Below are 14,050 nucleotides of genomic sequence, written 5' to 3'. Positions count from 1 at the left end.
CCACTGTTCCACCGATTAAAACGGCTATAGAAACGGATAATCGTGCCGATAACTCATATTAATGCAGGGCTGTTTATCGTGAATTCAATGTATACCGCTGAAGGTGTAATGGATAAACACTCGCTATGGCAACGCTATGTGCCGTTGGTGCGCCATGAAGCGCTGCGCCTCCAGGTGCGTTTGCCGGCGAGCGTGGAACTGGACGATCTGCTCCAGGCGGGCGGTATCGGCTTATTGAATGCTGTTGAACGCTATGACGCTCTGCAAGGTACGGCATTTACCACTTACGCAGTGCAACGCATCCGTGGGGCGATGCTGGACGAATTACGCAGCCGTGACTGGGTGCCGCGTAGCGTCCGGCGGAACGCGCGTGAAGTTGCGCAAACGCTGGGTCAACTGGAGCAAGAGCTGGGACGAAACGCGACAGAAACCGAAGTCGCGCAGCGATTGGGGATTGCGGTTGAGGAATACCGTCAGGTGCTGTTAGATACCAATAACAGCCAGCTTTTTTCCTACGACGAGTGGCGAGAAGAGTATGGCGACAGCATTGAACTGGTGACGGAAGAGAATCAGCACGAAAACCCTCTGCATCAACTGTTGGAAGGCGATCTTCGCCAGCGCGTGATGGAGGCGATTGAAGCCTTACCGGAACGTGAAAAGTTGGTGTTAACCCTCTATTACCAGGAAGAGCTCAATCTCAAAGAGATTGGCGCGGTGCTGGAAGTCGGGGAATCGCGCGTCAGCCAGTTGCACAGTCAGGCGATCAAGCGTCTGCGCATCAAGCTGGGTAAGCTGTAGGTTGGTATAACGTTACGTTCAACCAAAGAATGCCGCATTAATCAATGAAAACCCGGAGTTATCATGATGATGCAGGTAAAAAGACGGCCGTTAAGCCGCTATTTGAAAGACTTCAAACACAGCCAAACACACTGCGCGCACTGTCATAAACTGCTCGACCGCATCACGCTGGTCCGGCAGGGGGAGATAGTCAATAAAATCGCGATATCCCGTCTCGATACCCTGATGGACGACGCGGCCTGGCAGCAGGAACGCGATGCGTGGTCGGCGCTGTGCCGTTTCTGCGGCGATCTGCACTGCAAAGAGCAGAGCGCCTTCTTCAATATCATCGGCTTCAAACAATACCTCCTCGAACATACCGACATGAGCGCCGGTACCGTACGTGAATACGTCGTACGTTTGCGTCGCCTGGGCAACCACTTCTCCGCGCAACAGGTGCCGCGCACGCTGTTGCTGGAGCGCCAGGCTGACGTCAAGCTGGAGGCGTGGCTGCCGGATACCAGCACCAACAATTATCGTATTGCACTACGTAAATACCTGCGATTTCATCACCAGCAGGCGCTGAACAACGCACAAAACTTCGCAGACCGTGAAACCTCTGATATATATTAAATTGGAATAACATGGATCTTATGGGTGTTTGTCATTGATGATGAACGGTTTAGACTACGGAAAAATAATGTTTTTCGGGGGTATAATGAAACTGAAGTTTCTGGGTCGTCAGGCGCTGATGGGCGTAATGGCCGTTGCGCTGGTTGCGGGAGCAAGCGTGCAAGCCTTTGCTGCCGAAAATTTATTAAACCAGGTTAAAGAACGCGGCACGCTGCGCGTTGGGCTGGAAGGGACCTATCCTCCGTTTAGTTTCCAGGGTGATGACGGCAAGCTGACCGGTTTTGAAGTCGATTTCGCGAATGAACTGGCTAAACACCTTGGCGTTAAGGCCGATCTGAAACCAACCAAATGGGACGGTATGCTGGCGTCGCTGGACTCCAAACGTATCGACGTGGTGATTAACCAGGTCACCATTTCGCCGGAACGTCAGAAAAAATATGACTTCTCCACCCCGTACACCATCTCCGGTATTCAAGCGCTGGTGAAGAAGGGCAGTGAAGACTCCATCAAAACCGCGGCGGATCTGAAAGGTAAAAAAGTCGGCGTTGGTCTGGGCACCAACTATGAAGAGTGGCTGCGTCAGAACGTGCAGGGCGTGGACATCCGGACTTACGACGATGACCCGACCAAATATCAGGATCTGCGCGTTGGCCGTATCAACGCCATTCTGGTTGACCGTCTGGCGGCGCTGGATCTGGTGAAGAAAACCAACAATACGCTGGCGGTGGCTGGTGATGCGTTCTCCCGCCAGGAGTCAGGCGTTGCGTTGCGTAAAGGCAACGACGATCTGCTCAAAGCAGTGGATAGCGCTATTGACGCCATGAAGAAAGACGGTAGCCTGAAGGCGCTGTCCGAAAAATGGTTTGGAGCTGACGTTACGCAGTAATCGCTCTGAAGGAAAAAAGGCGCTGAAAGGGCGCCTTTTTTTATTTACGGCGCATAATAAAAACGAGACTAAGGAGATGCTATGTCACTGCAAAATTTAACCCGTTTTCCGCGCCTTGAGTTTATTGGCGCGCCGACGCCGTTGGAATACCTGCCGCGCTTTTCCGACTACATCGGGCGCGACATTTTTATCAAACGCGATGACGTCACGCCGCTGGCGATGGGCGGAAACAAACTGCGTAAACTGGAGTTTCTCGCTGCCGACGCGCTACGCGAAGGGGCCGACACGCTGGTGACCGCTGGCGCGATTCAATCTAACCACGTGCGCCAGACGGCGGCGGTGGCGGCAAAATTGGGGCTGCACTGCGTGGCGCTGCTGGAAAACCCGATGGGGACGAAGGCAGAAAACTATCTCAGCAACGGCAACCGTCTGCTGCTGGATCTGTTTAACACCCAGGTCGAGATCTGCGAGGCATTAACCGACCCGAACGCGCAGCTGGCTGAACTGGCGACGCGTCTCGAAGCGCAGGGCTTTCGTCCTTATGTGATTCCGGTTGGCGGTTCAAACGCGCTGGGTGCGCTGGGTTACGTGGAGAGCGCGCTGGAAATCGCGCAGCAGTGCGAAGGTGCGGTGTCGATTTCCTCCGTGGTGGTCGCTTCCGGCAGCGCAGGAACGCATGCCGGTCTGGCCGTGGGGCTCGAACAGGTGATGCCGGAAGCCGAGCTGATTGGCGTCACCGTTTCCCGCAAGGTGGCCGATCAACTGCCGAAAGTGGTCACGCTTCAGCAGGAGATTGCGCGCAGCCTTGAACTGACGGCTACTGCCGGAATCACGCTGTGGGACGACTATTTCGCCCCGGCCTACGGTATTCCGAACGACGACGGCATGGAAGCGGTGAAACTGCTCGCGCGTCTGGAAGGCATCCTGCTCGACCCGGTCTATACCGGCAAAGCGATGGCCGGGCTCATCGACGGCATCAGCCAGAAACGCTTCAAAGATGAAGGGCCCATTCTGTTCATCCATACCGGCGGTGCGCCTGCGCTGTTCGCCTATCATCCTCACATTTAAATAGAACGCGCTCATGCAAGAAAGTATTCAATTAGTGATCGACTCCGCGCCGTATCTGCTCAAAGGCGCGGTCTTTACCCTCCAGCTCAGTATTGGCGGGATGTTCTTTGGGCTGGTTCTGGGCTTTATTCTCGCATTGATGCGCCTGTCGCCCATTGCGCCGGTGCGCTGGCTGGCACGTTGCTATATCTCTATTTTTCGCGGCACGCCGCTGATTGCCCAGCTATTTATGATCTACTACGGTCTGCCGCAGTTTGGCATCGAACTGGATCCGATTCCGTCGGCGATGATCGGCTTGTCGCTGAATACCGCAGCCTATGCTGCCGAAACGCTGCGTGCGGCGATTTCGTCGATCGATAAAGGCCAGTGGGAAGCGGCGGCGAGTATCGGTATGACCCCGTGGCAGACGATGCGCCGGGCGATTCTGCCGCAGGCGGCGCGCGTGGCGCTACCGCCGTTATCGAACAGTTTTATCAGCCTGGTGAAGGATACCTCGCTGGCGGCGACGATTCAGGTGCCAGAACTGTTCCGTCAGGCGCAGCTGATCACCTCGCGTACGCTGGAAGTATTCACCATGTATCTGGCTGCATCCCTGATTTACTGGGTGATGGCGACCGTGCTGTCGGTGCTGCAAAACTATTTTGAAAATCAGCTTAACCGCCAGGAGCGAGACCCGAAATGAGTGCAATTGAAGTCAAAAACCTGGTTAAAAAATTCCACGGACAGACCGTGCTGCACGGTATTGATCTTGAGGTGAAAGAGGGCGAAGTGGTGGCGATTATCGGGCCAAGCGGTTCCGGCAAAACCACGCTGCTGCGCAGTATTAATCTGCTGGAACAGCCGGAGAGCGGCACCATACGCGTCGGCGATATCACCATTGATACCGCACGCCCCATCGGCCAGCAGAAAGGGCTGATTCGCCGTCTGCGCCAGCACGTCGGCTTCGTGTTCCAGAGCTTCAATCTGTTCCCGCACCGTACGGTGCTGGAGAATATTATTGAAGGGCCGGTGATCGTGAAGGGCGAGGATAAAGCCGGGGCGGTTGCTCGGGCTCGCGAGCTATTGGGCAAGGTGGGGCTTTCAGGTAAAGAAGAGAGCTATCCGCGCCGTCTTTCCGGCGGCCAGCAGCAGCGTGTGGCGATTGCCCGAGCGTTGGCGATGCGCCCGGATGTGATCCTGTTTGATGAACCGACGTCGGCACTGGATCCCGAGCTGGTGGGGGAGGTGCTGAACACCATCCGCGCGCTGGCGCAGGAGAAGCGTACGATGGTCATCGTGACTCATGAAATGAGCTTTGCTCGTGATGTCGCTGACCGTGCCATCTTTATGGACCAGGGGCGGATTGTGGAGCAGGGCGAAGCCAAAGCGCTGTTTGCCAACCCACAGCAGGCCCGTACCCGCCAGTTCCTCGAAAAATTCCTGATGCAGTAGTCGCTTTGAGGTACGCCAGCAATACACGCTGGCGTGCCTTCTACGGGACTTAATTCGCATAGCAAATAATGACGCCCCTGTACCATCGCCTTTTTAATGAAAAATTTTACTTAAGCATGCCCAATCAATAGGTAAATATTATTCCGTCTGAAAGGTCCATAAAGCGCCGGAAAGCCGGAATATCGTGCGCTAAGTTACAGAAATGAGGCAAGTTAAGATTATTTCAGGCAGGCGTGATATTTTATACATATAAATAAGATTTATGTGTTAGGTTTCTGTATTCATAAAAATGATTATTGATCAGGGGGTTTCTCGTTCGTTATGAGAGACGATGATTTTTTCAGTTGGCGGCGGGAAATGCTGCATCTTTTCCAGGCGGCTTCGGCAAGTGAACAGATATACGCGCTACTTCAAGCGCAAACAGAATATCTGGAATACGATTTCTTCGCCCTGTGCGTCCGACATCCGGTGCCGTTTACCCGGCCGCGTATTTCTGTGTATACCACCTATCCTGATGTCTGGATGTCGCATTATAAGTCTGCGAACTATATGGCTATCGATCCGGTGCTAAAACCTGATAATTTCTCGTTGGGTCACTTACCCTGGGACGATGAGTTGTTCAGCGACGCGCAGGAGTTGTGGCAAGCCGCGCGCGCACATGGTCTGCAAACCGGCGCCACACAATGCCTGATGTTGCCTAACCATGCGCACGGTTTCCTGTCGGTGTCGCGTACCCGTACGCCGGGATCTATTCAGGACCAGGATGAAGTCGCTTTGCGTTTACAAATTCTGCTGGAAATGAGTCTGCTGGCGCTATTACGCGTAGAAGATGAAATGGTGATGCCGCGGGAGATGAAATTCAGCAAACGGGAATTAGAAATTCTGAAATGGACGGCGGAAGGGAAAACATCTGCGGAGATCTCGATGATTTTGTCGATTTCCGAGAATACGGTGAATTTCCATCAAAAGAACATGCAGAAAAAATTTAATGCGCCGAATAAAACGCAGATTGCCTGCTATGCAGCGGCGATTGGATTGATCTGACCTGTATTCGCGTTCTGCGTGCCAGACGGCAAACCGGCTGTCAGCAGCGATGCTGACAGCCGGTTTTTTATTACTGGCGGTAAGCTTGTTTAATTTGCTTAACGGTGCTGGAAAATACGGCAGCCTGAGCTTCATCTTCTAACTGCGCAATTTGCTTTTCCATTTTTATAATCACGCGGCCAGCATCAGCCTGGCCCATCGCCTGCAGCATCAGGGTCAGAAGAGACTTCAGGCAGGAAACTTCCTGGGCCAGATTTTGATTATTTTCTGCAGTGGAAAAATCAGGTGTGCTCATTTATTGCCTCGTACAATTTCTGCGCATTATGCGCGATGCGGATTATGAAAGCGGCGCAGTATACCACAAGCCGTGAGAAAAAAAGGAGTGCCTGTTTTTTGCGCGCTGCTCAGATCTGATATTAATTATTATTTCGTCTGCGTAGACAGCAGGTTAGGCGCAAATTGTTTAAATACGGTTTTGTCATCGTTAATTGTTGTTACATATTATAAGGGCTATTTATCAAATATACGACAAAGCGCCTGTTTACGCCGTTAATCCCTGTAAGCATACTGATATCTGCCATCGGCATCTTACTGTTTTTTAGCGTTTTCCAGTCTCTGTACATGATTATTGCCAAAAACGAGATCAAAATCGGAGCCCTGGCATTTTTAGACTTTCACAGATGATATAAAACCCGGTAGTATGGGGGAATTAAGCAGTAGTAGCGTTATCCCTATTCTGGAGATTATTCCTTTGATCAACGTCCTTCTTGTTGATGACCACGAACTGGTGCGCGCAGGGATACGACGCATTCTCGAAGATATAAAAGGTATTAGAGTCACCGGCGAAGCCAACTGCGGGGAAGATGCGGTTAAGTGGTGCCGTGCCAATCCTGTCGATGTTGTATTGATGGACATGAATATGCCTGGCATCGGTGGCCTTGAAGCAACGCGTAAAATTGCGCGTTCGGCGGTTGATACCAAAGTTATCATGCTAACCGTACACACGGAAAACCCACTGCCGGCGAAAGTTATGCAGGCTGGTGCAGCAGGGTATCTGAGCAAAGGCGCCGCGCCGCAAGAGGTGGTTAACGCTATTCGCTCGGTGTTCTCCGGTCAGCGCTATATCGCGTCAGACATTGCTCAGCAAATGGCGTTAAGCCAGATTGAGCCGGAAAAGACGGAATCGCCATTCTCCAGTTTGTCTGAACGCGAATTGCAGATTATGCTGATGATCACTAAAGGTCAGAAGGTGAATGAGATTTCAGAGCAGTTGAATCTGAGTCCCAAGACGGTGAACAGTTACCGCTACCGTATGTTTAGCAAGCTGAACATACACGGTGATGTTGAGCTGACTCACCTGGCAATTCGCCATGGCCTGTGCAATGCGGAGTCGTTAGCAAGTCAGTGAGTGATGTTTTTGATTCAAAAGCCTTTCTGAAAACCGTAACCAGCCAGCCCGGTGTTTATCGTATGTATGATGCCGGCGGCACGGTTATTTATGTTGGCAAAGCCAAAGATCTCAAAAAGCGCCTTGCCAGCTATTTTCGCGCTCAGGTGTCTTCTCGCAAAACGGAAGCGCTGGTGGCGCAAATCGCCCAGATTGATGTCACCGTCACCCACACCGAAACGGAAGCGCTGCTGCTGGAGCACAACTACATCAAGCTCTATCAGCCGCGCTACAACGTGCTGCTGCGTGACGACAAGTCGTATCCCTTTATTTTCCTCAGCGCGGATGCCCATCCGCGTCTGGCGACGCATCGCGGCGCCAAGCATGCCAAAGGCGAGTACTTCGGTCCTTTCCCCAACGGTTATGCGGTGCGGGAAACGCTGGCCTTGCTGCAAAAAATCTTCCCTGTTCGCCAGTGCGAAAACAGCGTTTATCGCAACCGCTCGCGTCCTTGCCTGCAATACCAGATTGGTCGCTGTCTGGGGCCATGCGTGAAGGGGCTGGTCAGTGAGGAAGAATACGCGGAGCAGGTGGACTATGTACGTCTGTTCCTCGCGGGGAAGGACGATCAGGTGCTGACGCAGCTGATTGCGCGCATGGAGAAAGCCAGCCAGGCGATGGCATTTGAGGAAGCCGCGCGCATCCGCGATCAGATTCAGGCCGTACGGCGAGTGACGGAAAAACAGTTTGTCTCGAATAACGGGGACGATCTGGACGTTATTGGCGTGGCGTTCGAGGCGGGAATGGCCTGTGTGCACGTGCTGTTTATCCGCCAGGGCAAAGTCCTCGGTAGCCGCAGCTATTTCCCTAAGGTGCCGAGCGATACCGAACTTGGCGAAGTGGTAGAAACCTTCGTTGGCCAGTTCTATTTCCAGGGCAGCCAGATGCGCACGCTACCGGGCGAGATCCTGCTCGACTTCTCGCTCAAAGATAAAACGCTGCTCGCTGACTCTCTCTCTGAACTCGCCGGGCGACGTATTCAGGTGCAAACCAAACCGCGCGGCGACCGCGCGCGCTACTTAAAGCTGGCGCGCACCAACGCGGTGACCGCGCTGTCGACTAAACTTTCTCAACAGTCTACCGTACATCAGCGCCTTCAGGCGCTGGCTATCGAACTGAAGTTGCCGGCGATCAAGCGGATGGAATGTTTCGATATCAGCCACACTATGGGCGAGCAGACCGTGGCCTCCTGTGTGGTGTTTGATGCTAACGGCCCGCTGCGTGCCGAGTATCGTCGCTACAACATTACCGGCATTACGCCGGGCGATGACTATGCCGCGATGAATCAGGTGCTGCGCCGTCGCTACGGTAAAGCGATTGATGAAAGCAAAATTCCGGATGTCATTCTTATCGATGGTGGCAAAGGGCAGTTGGGCCAGGCGAAAGCGGTTTTTGCTGAACTCAACGTACCGTGGGATAAGCATCACCCGCTGTTGCTCGGGGTGGCGAAAGGCAGTGACCGTAAAGCCGGCCTCGAAACGCTGTTCTTTGAGCCGGAAGGTGAGGGCTTTAGTCTGCCACCGGACTCTCCGGCGCTGCATGTGATCCAGCATATCCGCGATGAATCGCACGATCACGCTATCTCCGGGCACCGCAAAAAGCGCGCTAAAGTGAAAAGCACCAGCTCGCTGGAGACCATTGAAGGCGTTGGGCCGAAGCGACGTCAGATGCTGCTTAAATATATGGGCGGGCTGCAAGGTTTACAGCAGGCCAGCATTGAGGATATCGCCAAAGTGCCGGGAATCTCGCTTGGCTTAGCAGAAAAGATCTTCTACTCGTTGAAACATTAGGGGCTCTGTAGCAACATAGGGCTAATATTTACTAACAACAGATAGTTACCACGCCATGCAATATAATATCCCTACATTGCTTACGTTGTTCCGCGTCATCCTGATTCCGTTTTTTGTGCTGGCGTTCTACCTTCCGTTCGTCTGGGCGCCGTTTGTCTGCGCGCTGATCTTCTTTGTGGCCGCCGTCACCGACTGGTTTGATGGCTATCTCGCTCGTCGCTGGAACCAGAGCACCCGCTTTGGCGCCTTCCTCGATCCTGTTGCGGATAAAGTGATGGTGGCGATTGCCATGGTGCTGGTGGCGGAGCACTACCACACCTGGTGGGTGACCTTACCGGCCGCCACGATGATCGCTCGCGAAATTATTATCTCCGCGTTACGTGAGTGGATGGCCGAACTGGGTAAACGTAGCAGCGTTGCCGTTTCGTGGATCGGTAAAGTGAAAACCACCGCGCAGATGACCGCGCTGGTGTGGATGCTGTGGCGTCCGAATATGTGGGTTGAGTGGGCGGGTATTGCGTTATTCCTCGTGGCAGCAGTGCTGACGCTGTGGTCTATGCTGCAATATCTGAACGCCGCGCGCGGCGATTTGCTTCAAGAGTGATCGTTTCGGCGTAATTTTCAGCAAACGATACAAAGTTGCGAAAAATACCGTTGACTCACCGCGTGAGATAAGTAGAATGCAACGCATCGAACGGCAGCACTGATTGCCAGACGATAGCAAAATCAAGTGGTTAATGAGTCAACTTGATAATGCGGGAATAGCTCAGTTGGTAGAGCACGACCTTGCCAAGGTCGGGGTCGCGAGTTCGAGTCTCGTTTCCCGCTCCAAATTAAGAGCATCGGCGTTTGCGGATGTTTAAGATTTAAAGGCGCGTTAGCAAAGCGGTTATGTAGCGGATTGCAAATCCGTCTAGTCCGGTTCGACTCCGGAACGCGCCTCCACTTTCTTCCCTGGCCGGATGGTGGAATCGGTAGACACAAGGGATTTAAAATCCCTCGGCGTTCGCGCTGTGTGGGTTCAAGTCCCACTCCGGCTACCATGGGAAAGACAAGAATAATCAAAGCAATAAGCAGTGTCGTGAAACCACCTACGGGTGGTTTTTTTGTTTTTGTACGCCGCTTTCATATTATCACTTCATAATAATCATTGCCCACCATTCGCCCGTTCTCCTCGAATTGGTTGCTCGAGATAATCCGCGTTCAGTGCAAAAAGTCTTCCGTTTTTTATCTCCGGGATCGTTTGGTGATTCCAAAATCAATATATATGATTTAGCATATGTGTATGTAAAGGGAAGGGAGTACAAGATGCTACAGCCTGTTCAGCTATTTAAAATCCTGTCGGATGAAACTCGCCTCGCGATTGTCATGCTACTCAGGGAGGCCGGCGAACTGTGCGTATGTGATATCTGCGCTGCGACAGCTGAATCACAGCCTAAAATTTCTCGCCATATGGCTATCCTGCGTGAGGCCGAGCTGGTACTGGATCGTCGGGAAGGGAAATGGGTTCATTATCGACTGTCCCCCCATATCCCGGCATGGGCCAGTGAGACGATAACGACGTCATGGCAGTGCTTGCGCGATGATGTGCGTGAATGGCTGGATAAATCGGCATGCACGTCTTGCTGATAGTTTTCTCACATATGTATAAACATATATAAAGAGGTCCGGGATGTTTTTGGCAGGGAGTATTTTTATACTGACGCTGGTGCTGGTTATCTGGCAGCCCAGAGGACTCAGTATTGGCTGGAGCGCAAGTATTGGTGCCGTGCTGGCGCTGGGAACAGGGGTCATCCACATTGGTGATATCCCCGTGGTCTGGAATATTGTCTGGAACGCAACAGCGGCATTTATTGCAGTGATTATCATCAGCCTGCTGCTCGATGAGTCCGGTTTCTTTGAATGGGCCGCACTGCATGTTGCCCGGTGGGGGCACGGGCGCGGTCGACTGCTGTTTACATGGATAGTATTGCTTGGCGCTGCTGTCGCTGCTCTGTTTGCTAACGACGGTGCCGCATTGATACTGACGCCTATTGTGATTGCGATGCTGCTGGCGCTGGGATTCAGCCCGAGGACGACACTGGCCTTTGTCATGGCAGCAGGATTTATCGCAGATACCGCCAGTCTGCCGCTGATTGTCTCTAACCTGGTCAATATCGTCTCAGCGGATTTCTTCGGCCTGGGATTTACTCAGTACGCCTCCGTGATGGTCCCTGTAAACCTGGCGGCCATTGCAGCCACCTTGGTTATGCTGCATCTCTTCTTCCGTCGGGATATTCCGGCCAGATATGACGTTTCACTGCTGAAGATGCCCGCCAGTGCGATTAAGGATCCGGCGACGTTCAGAGCGGGCTGGATAGTCCTGCTGTTCCTGCTGGTTGGTTTCTTTGTTCTGGAACCGTTGGGGATCCCCGTCAGCGCGATAGCCGCCGTTGGCGCCGCAGTGCTGTTCGTGGTGGCAAAACGTGGAAATACGATAAACACCGGGAAAGTGCTTCGTGGGGCACCCTGGCAGATCGTGGTTTTCTCGTTGGGTATGTATCTGGTCGTCTACGGCTTACGTAATGCCGGACTCACTGAGTATCTGTCTGCCGTACTCAATATGCTGGCTGACAACGGTCTATGGACTGCCACGTTCGGCACCGGTTTCCTGACGGCGTTTCTGTCATCGGTGATGAACAATATGCCGACGGTGTTGATTGGCGCATTATCCATTGATGGTAGTGCGGCGACCGGCATCGTCAGAGAAGCGATGATTTACGCCAATGTGATTGGTTGCGATTTAGGCCCAAAAATTACGCCAATTGGTAGCCTAGCGACTTTGCTGTGGCTGCATGTGCTTGCACAAAAGAATATGAAGATTGGCTGGGGATATTATTTCCGCACCGGAATTGCGATGACCCTGCCTGTCCTGTTTGTCACGCTGGCTGCGCTGGCGCTACGTCTCTCTTTCACTTTGTCATGAGATACTGAAAATGAGCAACATCACCATTTATCACAACCCAGCCTGTGGTACATCGCGTAATACGCTTGAGATGATCCGCAACAGTGGTACCGAACCTACGATTATTTATTATCTTGAGCATCCACCGTCACGCGATGAACTGGTAAAACTGATTGGGGACATGGGTATTACCGTACGGGCTCTGCTGCGGACAAATGTTGAGCCTTATGAAGCGTTAGGGCTCGCGGAAGATAAATTTACTGACGATCGGCTAATCGATTTTATGCTGCAATATCCGATCCTGATTAATCGCCCCATTGTGGTGACGCCGCTGGGAACGCGTCTGTGCCGGCCTTCAGAATTGGTGCTGGATATCCTCCCGGACGGGCAAAAAGGCGCATTCACCAAGGAAGATGGCGAGAAGGTCGTTAACGATGCTGGTAAAAAACTGATATAAATATCAAGGGGGCTCATGCCCCCTGGCTTCTACGATGCTCATTTTCCGTGTCAGAATCCCCGCCCTGCAAAACAGCCTTTATCAATGCCTGGTATTCATTCTCTGCCAATGTGAAAGGTTATGCGTGCTTCCGGCGTTTTGCTGAGTACATCACCTCATCGCTTTCTTTAAGCATTTCCCGCAGCGACGGGTAACGATCCGGGTCATTACGTAACATCCCATAGGAATAATTGATGTTATAGGGTTTGCCAGAGTTTTCGTTGTACTCATCCACATCGCTGCGCAAACCGTGTAAAAATGCATCCGCATCGGCGTGGTGGGCGAGGAGAACGGCAAATTCATCGCCACCGAGGCGTCCTGCAATATCTCTGGTGCCCAGGCGCTTATATAGCATCGCGGCAAATACTTTTAATACCTCATCACCTTCTGCATGCCCCCAGAGATCGTTGATAGGTTTGAACTTATCGAGATCAAAAAAGATAAGGCTGAATGTTGCATTGGTTTTAGTCAGGGAATGGAATCGCTTTTCGCCTTTACTGTAGAAACCACGACGATTCGGTATGCCCGTTAGGCTATCGGTCATGGCGATACCAATAATTTTAAATTCATCTTCGACAATAAAAGCCAAATCTCTGAGGCAAGCAATATCCTCGTCGCTGAAACCGCGGGGCGTGGAATGAATCAGACAAAGCGTACCCGCAACCGCGCCATCAGGTAGATGTACGGGATAACCCGCGTAGAATCTGATGTAAGGTTCCCCGGTCACCAGCGGGTTATCATGAAAACGTTCATCGTGCGATGCGTCGTTAACAATAAAGGGGCCATCCTCTAAAATGGCGTGGCTACAGAAAGAGATGTTGCGAGGCGTTTCGCGGGTACCCAAACCTTCGCACGCTAGCATCCACTGACGCTCACGGTCGAGCAGACTTATCAGTACCACGGGCACCTGAAAGATTTTTTTTGCCAGTCGGGTTAAACGATCGAATCGTTCTTCGGAGCCGGTATCAAGAAGGTCTGCCAGATAAAGGGATCTTAATCGTTCTTCCTCATTATCCGGGATGCCTGGGAATTTCATATCACCTCGAAGAAATAGATATGTTGATGCCAGATACATTCTGGCGTAAAGCCGGATTAAGGCTGACCAATCATTTGAATATAGTTCAAAAAAGTGCTCCGCAGCCTGAATGCCCCCGATAACCCTCACAACGGTTATCCGGTGAATCAATATGTCGCTCCCCGGCGGGAGTTTTTTTGTTATGCCCATCGCTTGCACCACCGCGCAGCATAGTTTGCACAACTTGCTACAAAAATGCGCAAAGCGTGACTATTGCAATATTTATGTACTTTATTGTTAACCAGATGTGATCCCTCCCGTAATTTCACTTCGCCGGTGCAGAGGCCCTGTAACGGCGCTCTATACTCAACATTGTCTAAATCCCTGCGCTGGTTGCGAAAAGTTGGCAACCATTTTGCTTAATGATTTGACCTGAAAAGCGTAAGGAAACCTCGCCGTTATCAGCAGGATATTGTCAGGATGTCGTATGTCCGGCGCGTGCGCCGGTGGTTCGGCTTC

14 protein-coding genes, 3 tRNA genes and 1 pseudogene are annotated in these 14,050 nt (G+C 52.3%); 16 read left to right on the top strand and 2 right to left on the bottom strand.

Going from position 1 to position 14,050, the window contains the following annotated elements; genetic code table 11:
• Positions 1-78 precede the first annotated feature (78 nt).
• The 7 genes and pseudogenes from K7B04_RS20160 to sdiA all read left to right on the top strand — a co-directional run bounded on the left by K7B04_RS20160 (position 79) and on the right by sdiA (position 5,839).
• Entirely contained in the window at positions 79-798 is a 720-nt protein-coding gene (locus tag K7B04_RS20160) for an RNA polymerase sigma factor FliA (RefSeq protein WP_064544586.1), read from the top strand.
• 60 nt (positions 799-858) lie between these two features.
• A pseudogene (gene fliZ, locus K7B04_RS20155) lies at positions 859-1,344 on the top strand (flagella biosynthesis regulatory protein FliZ); the annotation flags it as partial.
• 151 nt (positions 1,345-1,495) lie between these two features.
• Complete coding sequence (tcyJ, locus tag K7B04_RS20150; protein WP_163449006.1) at positions 1,496-2,296, top strand: cystine ABC transporter substrate-binding protein; 801 nt, start codon at positions 1,496-1,498, stop codon at positions 2,294-2,296.
• 81 nt (positions 2,297-2,377) lie between these two features.
• A complete protein-coding gene (dcyD, locus tag K7B04_RS20145; protein ID WP_223802844.1) occupies positions 2,378-3,364 on the top strand; it encodes a D-cysteine desulfhydrase in 987 nt (328 codons plus the stop codon).
• Between the two features lie 13 nt (positions 3,365-3,377).
• Positions 3,378-4,046, top strand: coding sequence for a cystine ABC transporter permease (gene tcyL, locus K7B04_RS20140; RefSeq protein WP_064544553.1), 669 nt, complete (start codon positions 3,378-3,380; stop codon positions 4,044-4,046).
• Complete coding sequence (tcyN, locus tag K7B04_RS20135) at positions 4,043-4,795, top strand: L-cystine ABC transporter ATP-binding protein TcyN (RefSeq protein WP_064544555.1); 753 nt, start codon at positions 4,043-4,045, stop codon at positions 4,793-4,795. The genes tcyL and tcyN overlap by 4 nt, the downstream gene beginning before the upstream one ends.
• 321 nt (positions 4,796-5,116) lie before the next feature.
• A complete protein-coding gene (sdiA, locus tag K7B04_RS20130) occupies positions 5,117-5,839 on the top strand; it encodes a transcriptional regulator SdiA (protein WP_223802843.1) in 723 nt (240 codons plus the stop codon).
• Positions 5,840-5,909: 70 nt separating this feature from the next.
• On the opposite strand, the gene K7B04_RS20125 is transcribed toward sdiA, so the two are convergent.
• On the bottom strand, positions 5,910-6,134 hold the full coding sequence (locus tag K7B04_RS20125) for a DUF2594 family protein (RefSeq protein ID WP_064544561.1): 225 nt from the start codon (positions 6,132-6,134) through the stop codon (positions 5,910-5,912).
• A gap of 456 nt (positions 6,135-6,590) precedes the next feature.
• Between K7B04_RS20125 and uvrY the strand changes: the two genes are divergently transcribed.
• The 9 genes from uvrY (at position 6,591) to arsC (ending at position 12,477) form a co-directional block, all read left to right on the top strand.
• A complete protein-coding gene (gene uvrY, locus K7B04_RS20120; protein ID WP_064544562.1) occupies positions 6,591-7,247 on the top strand; it encodes a UvrY/SirA/GacA family response regulator transcription factor in 657 nt (218 codons plus the stop codon).
• Entirely contained in the window at positions 7,244-9,076 is a 1,833-nt protein-coding gene (gene uvrC / locus K7B04_RS20115; RefSeq protein WP_223802842.1) for an excinuclease ABC subunit UvrC, read from the top strand. Before uvrY ends, uvrC begins: the two co-directional genes overlap by 4 nt.
• A gap of 55 nt (positions 9,077-9,131) precedes the next feature.
• A complete protein-coding gene (gene pgsA, locus K7B04_RS20110) occupies positions 9,132-9,680 on the top strand; it encodes a CDP-diacylglycerol--glycerol-3-phosphate 3-phosphatidyltransferase (protein ID WP_064544567.1) in 549 nt (182 codons plus the stop codon).
• 151 nt (positions 9,681-9,831) lie between these two features.
• Positions 9,832-9,907, top strand: a tRNA-Gly gene (locus K7B04_RS20105).
• A 40-nt stretch (positions 9,908-9,947) separates the two neighbouring features.
• A tRNA-Cys gene (locus K7B04_RS20100) sits at positions 9,948-10,021 on the top strand.
• Positions 10,022-10,032: 11 nt separating this feature from the next.
• Positions 10,033-10,119 (top strand) — tRNA-Leu (locus tag K7B04_RS20095).
• 265 nt (positions 10,120-10,384) lie between these two features.
• On the top strand, positions 10,385-10,705 hold the full coding sequence (locus K7B04_RS20090; RefSeq protein WP_167575540.1) for a transcriptional regulator: 321 nt from the start codon (positions 10,385-10,387) through the stop codon (positions 10,703-10,705).
• A 43-nt stretch (positions 10,706-10,748) separates the two neighbouring features.
• Positions 10,749-12,041, top strand: coding sequence for an arsenic transporter (locus tag K7B04_RS20085; protein ID WP_163448990.1), 1,293 nt, complete (start codon positions 10,749-10,751; stop codon positions 12,039-12,041).
• Between the two features lie 10 nt (positions 12,042-12,051).
• A complete protein-coding gene (gene arsC / locus K7B04_RS20080) occupies positions 12,052-12,477 on the top strand; it encodes a glutaredoxin-dependent arsenate reductase (protein WP_167575542.1) in 426 nt (141 codons plus the stop codon).
• Positions 12,478-12,595: 118 nt separating this feature from the next.
• Here the strand turns inward: arsC and K7B04_RS20075 are convergent, their stop codons facing one another.
• Positions 12,596-13,552 (bottom strand): sensor domain-containing diguanylate cyclase, encoded by a 957-nt coding sequence (locus K7B04_RS20075; RefSeq protein ID WP_163448988.1) that lies wholly within the window; start codon positions 13,550-13,552, stop codon positions 12,596-12,598.
• Between the last annotated feature and the right edge of the window lie 498 nt (positions 13,553-14,050).

The sequence above is a fragment of the Kluyvera sp. CRP genome (genome assembly GCF_019930565.1).
Taxonomy (GTDB): domain Bacteria; phylum Pseudomonadota; class Gammaproteobacteria; order Enterobacterales; family Enterobacteriaceae; genus Kluyvera; species Kluyvera georgiana_A.
Note: the sequence above shows the minus strand (reverse complement) of the source record. Positions and strands in the feature narration are given on the sequence as shown.

Bases quoted from the DNA above. Each gene is read 5' to 3' on its own strand.
- tcyL (WP_064544553.1), top strand. From the start codon at position 3,378: ATGCAAGAAAGTATTCAATTAGTGATCGACTCCGCGCCGTATCTGCTC.
- K7B04_RS20075 (WP_163448988.1), bottom strand. From the start codon at position 13,552: ATGAAATTCCCAGGCATCCCGGATAATGAGGAAGAACGATTAAGATCC.
- tcyJ (WP_163449006.1), top strand. From the start codon at position 1,496: ATGAAACTGAAGTTTCTGGGTCGTCAGGCGCTGATGGGCGTAATGGCC.
- pgsA (WP_064544567.1), top strand. From the start codon at position 9,132: ATGCAATATAATATCCCTACATTGCTTACGTTGTTCCGCGTCATCCTG.
- arsC (WP_167575542.1), top strand. From the start codon at position 12,052: ATGAGCAACATCACCATTTATCACAACCCAGCCTGTGGTACATCGCGT.
- K7B04_RS20125 (WP_064544561.1), bottom strand. From the start codon at position 6,134: ATGAGCACACCTGATTTTTCCACTGCAGAAAATAATCAAAATCTGGCC.
- sdiA (WP_223802843.1), top strand. From the start codon at position 5,117: ATGAGAGACGATGATTTTTTCAGTTGGCGGCGGGAAATGCTGCATCTT.
- tcyN (WP_064544555.1), top strand. From the start codon at position 4,043: ATGAGTGCAATTGAAGTCAAAAACCTGGTTAAAAAATTCCACGGACAG.
- K7B04_RS20085 (WP_163448990.1), top strand. From the start codon at position 10,749: ATGTTTTTGGCAGGGAGTATTTTTATACTGACGCTGGTGCTGGTTATC.
- dcyD (WP_223802844.1), top strand. From the start codon at position 2,378: ATGTCACTGCAAAATTTAACCCGTTTTCCGCGCCTTGAGTTTATTGGC.
- K7B04_RS20090 (WP_167575540.1), top strand. From the start codon at position 10,385: ATGCTACAGCCTGTTCAGCTATTTAAAATCCTGTCGGATGAAACTCGC.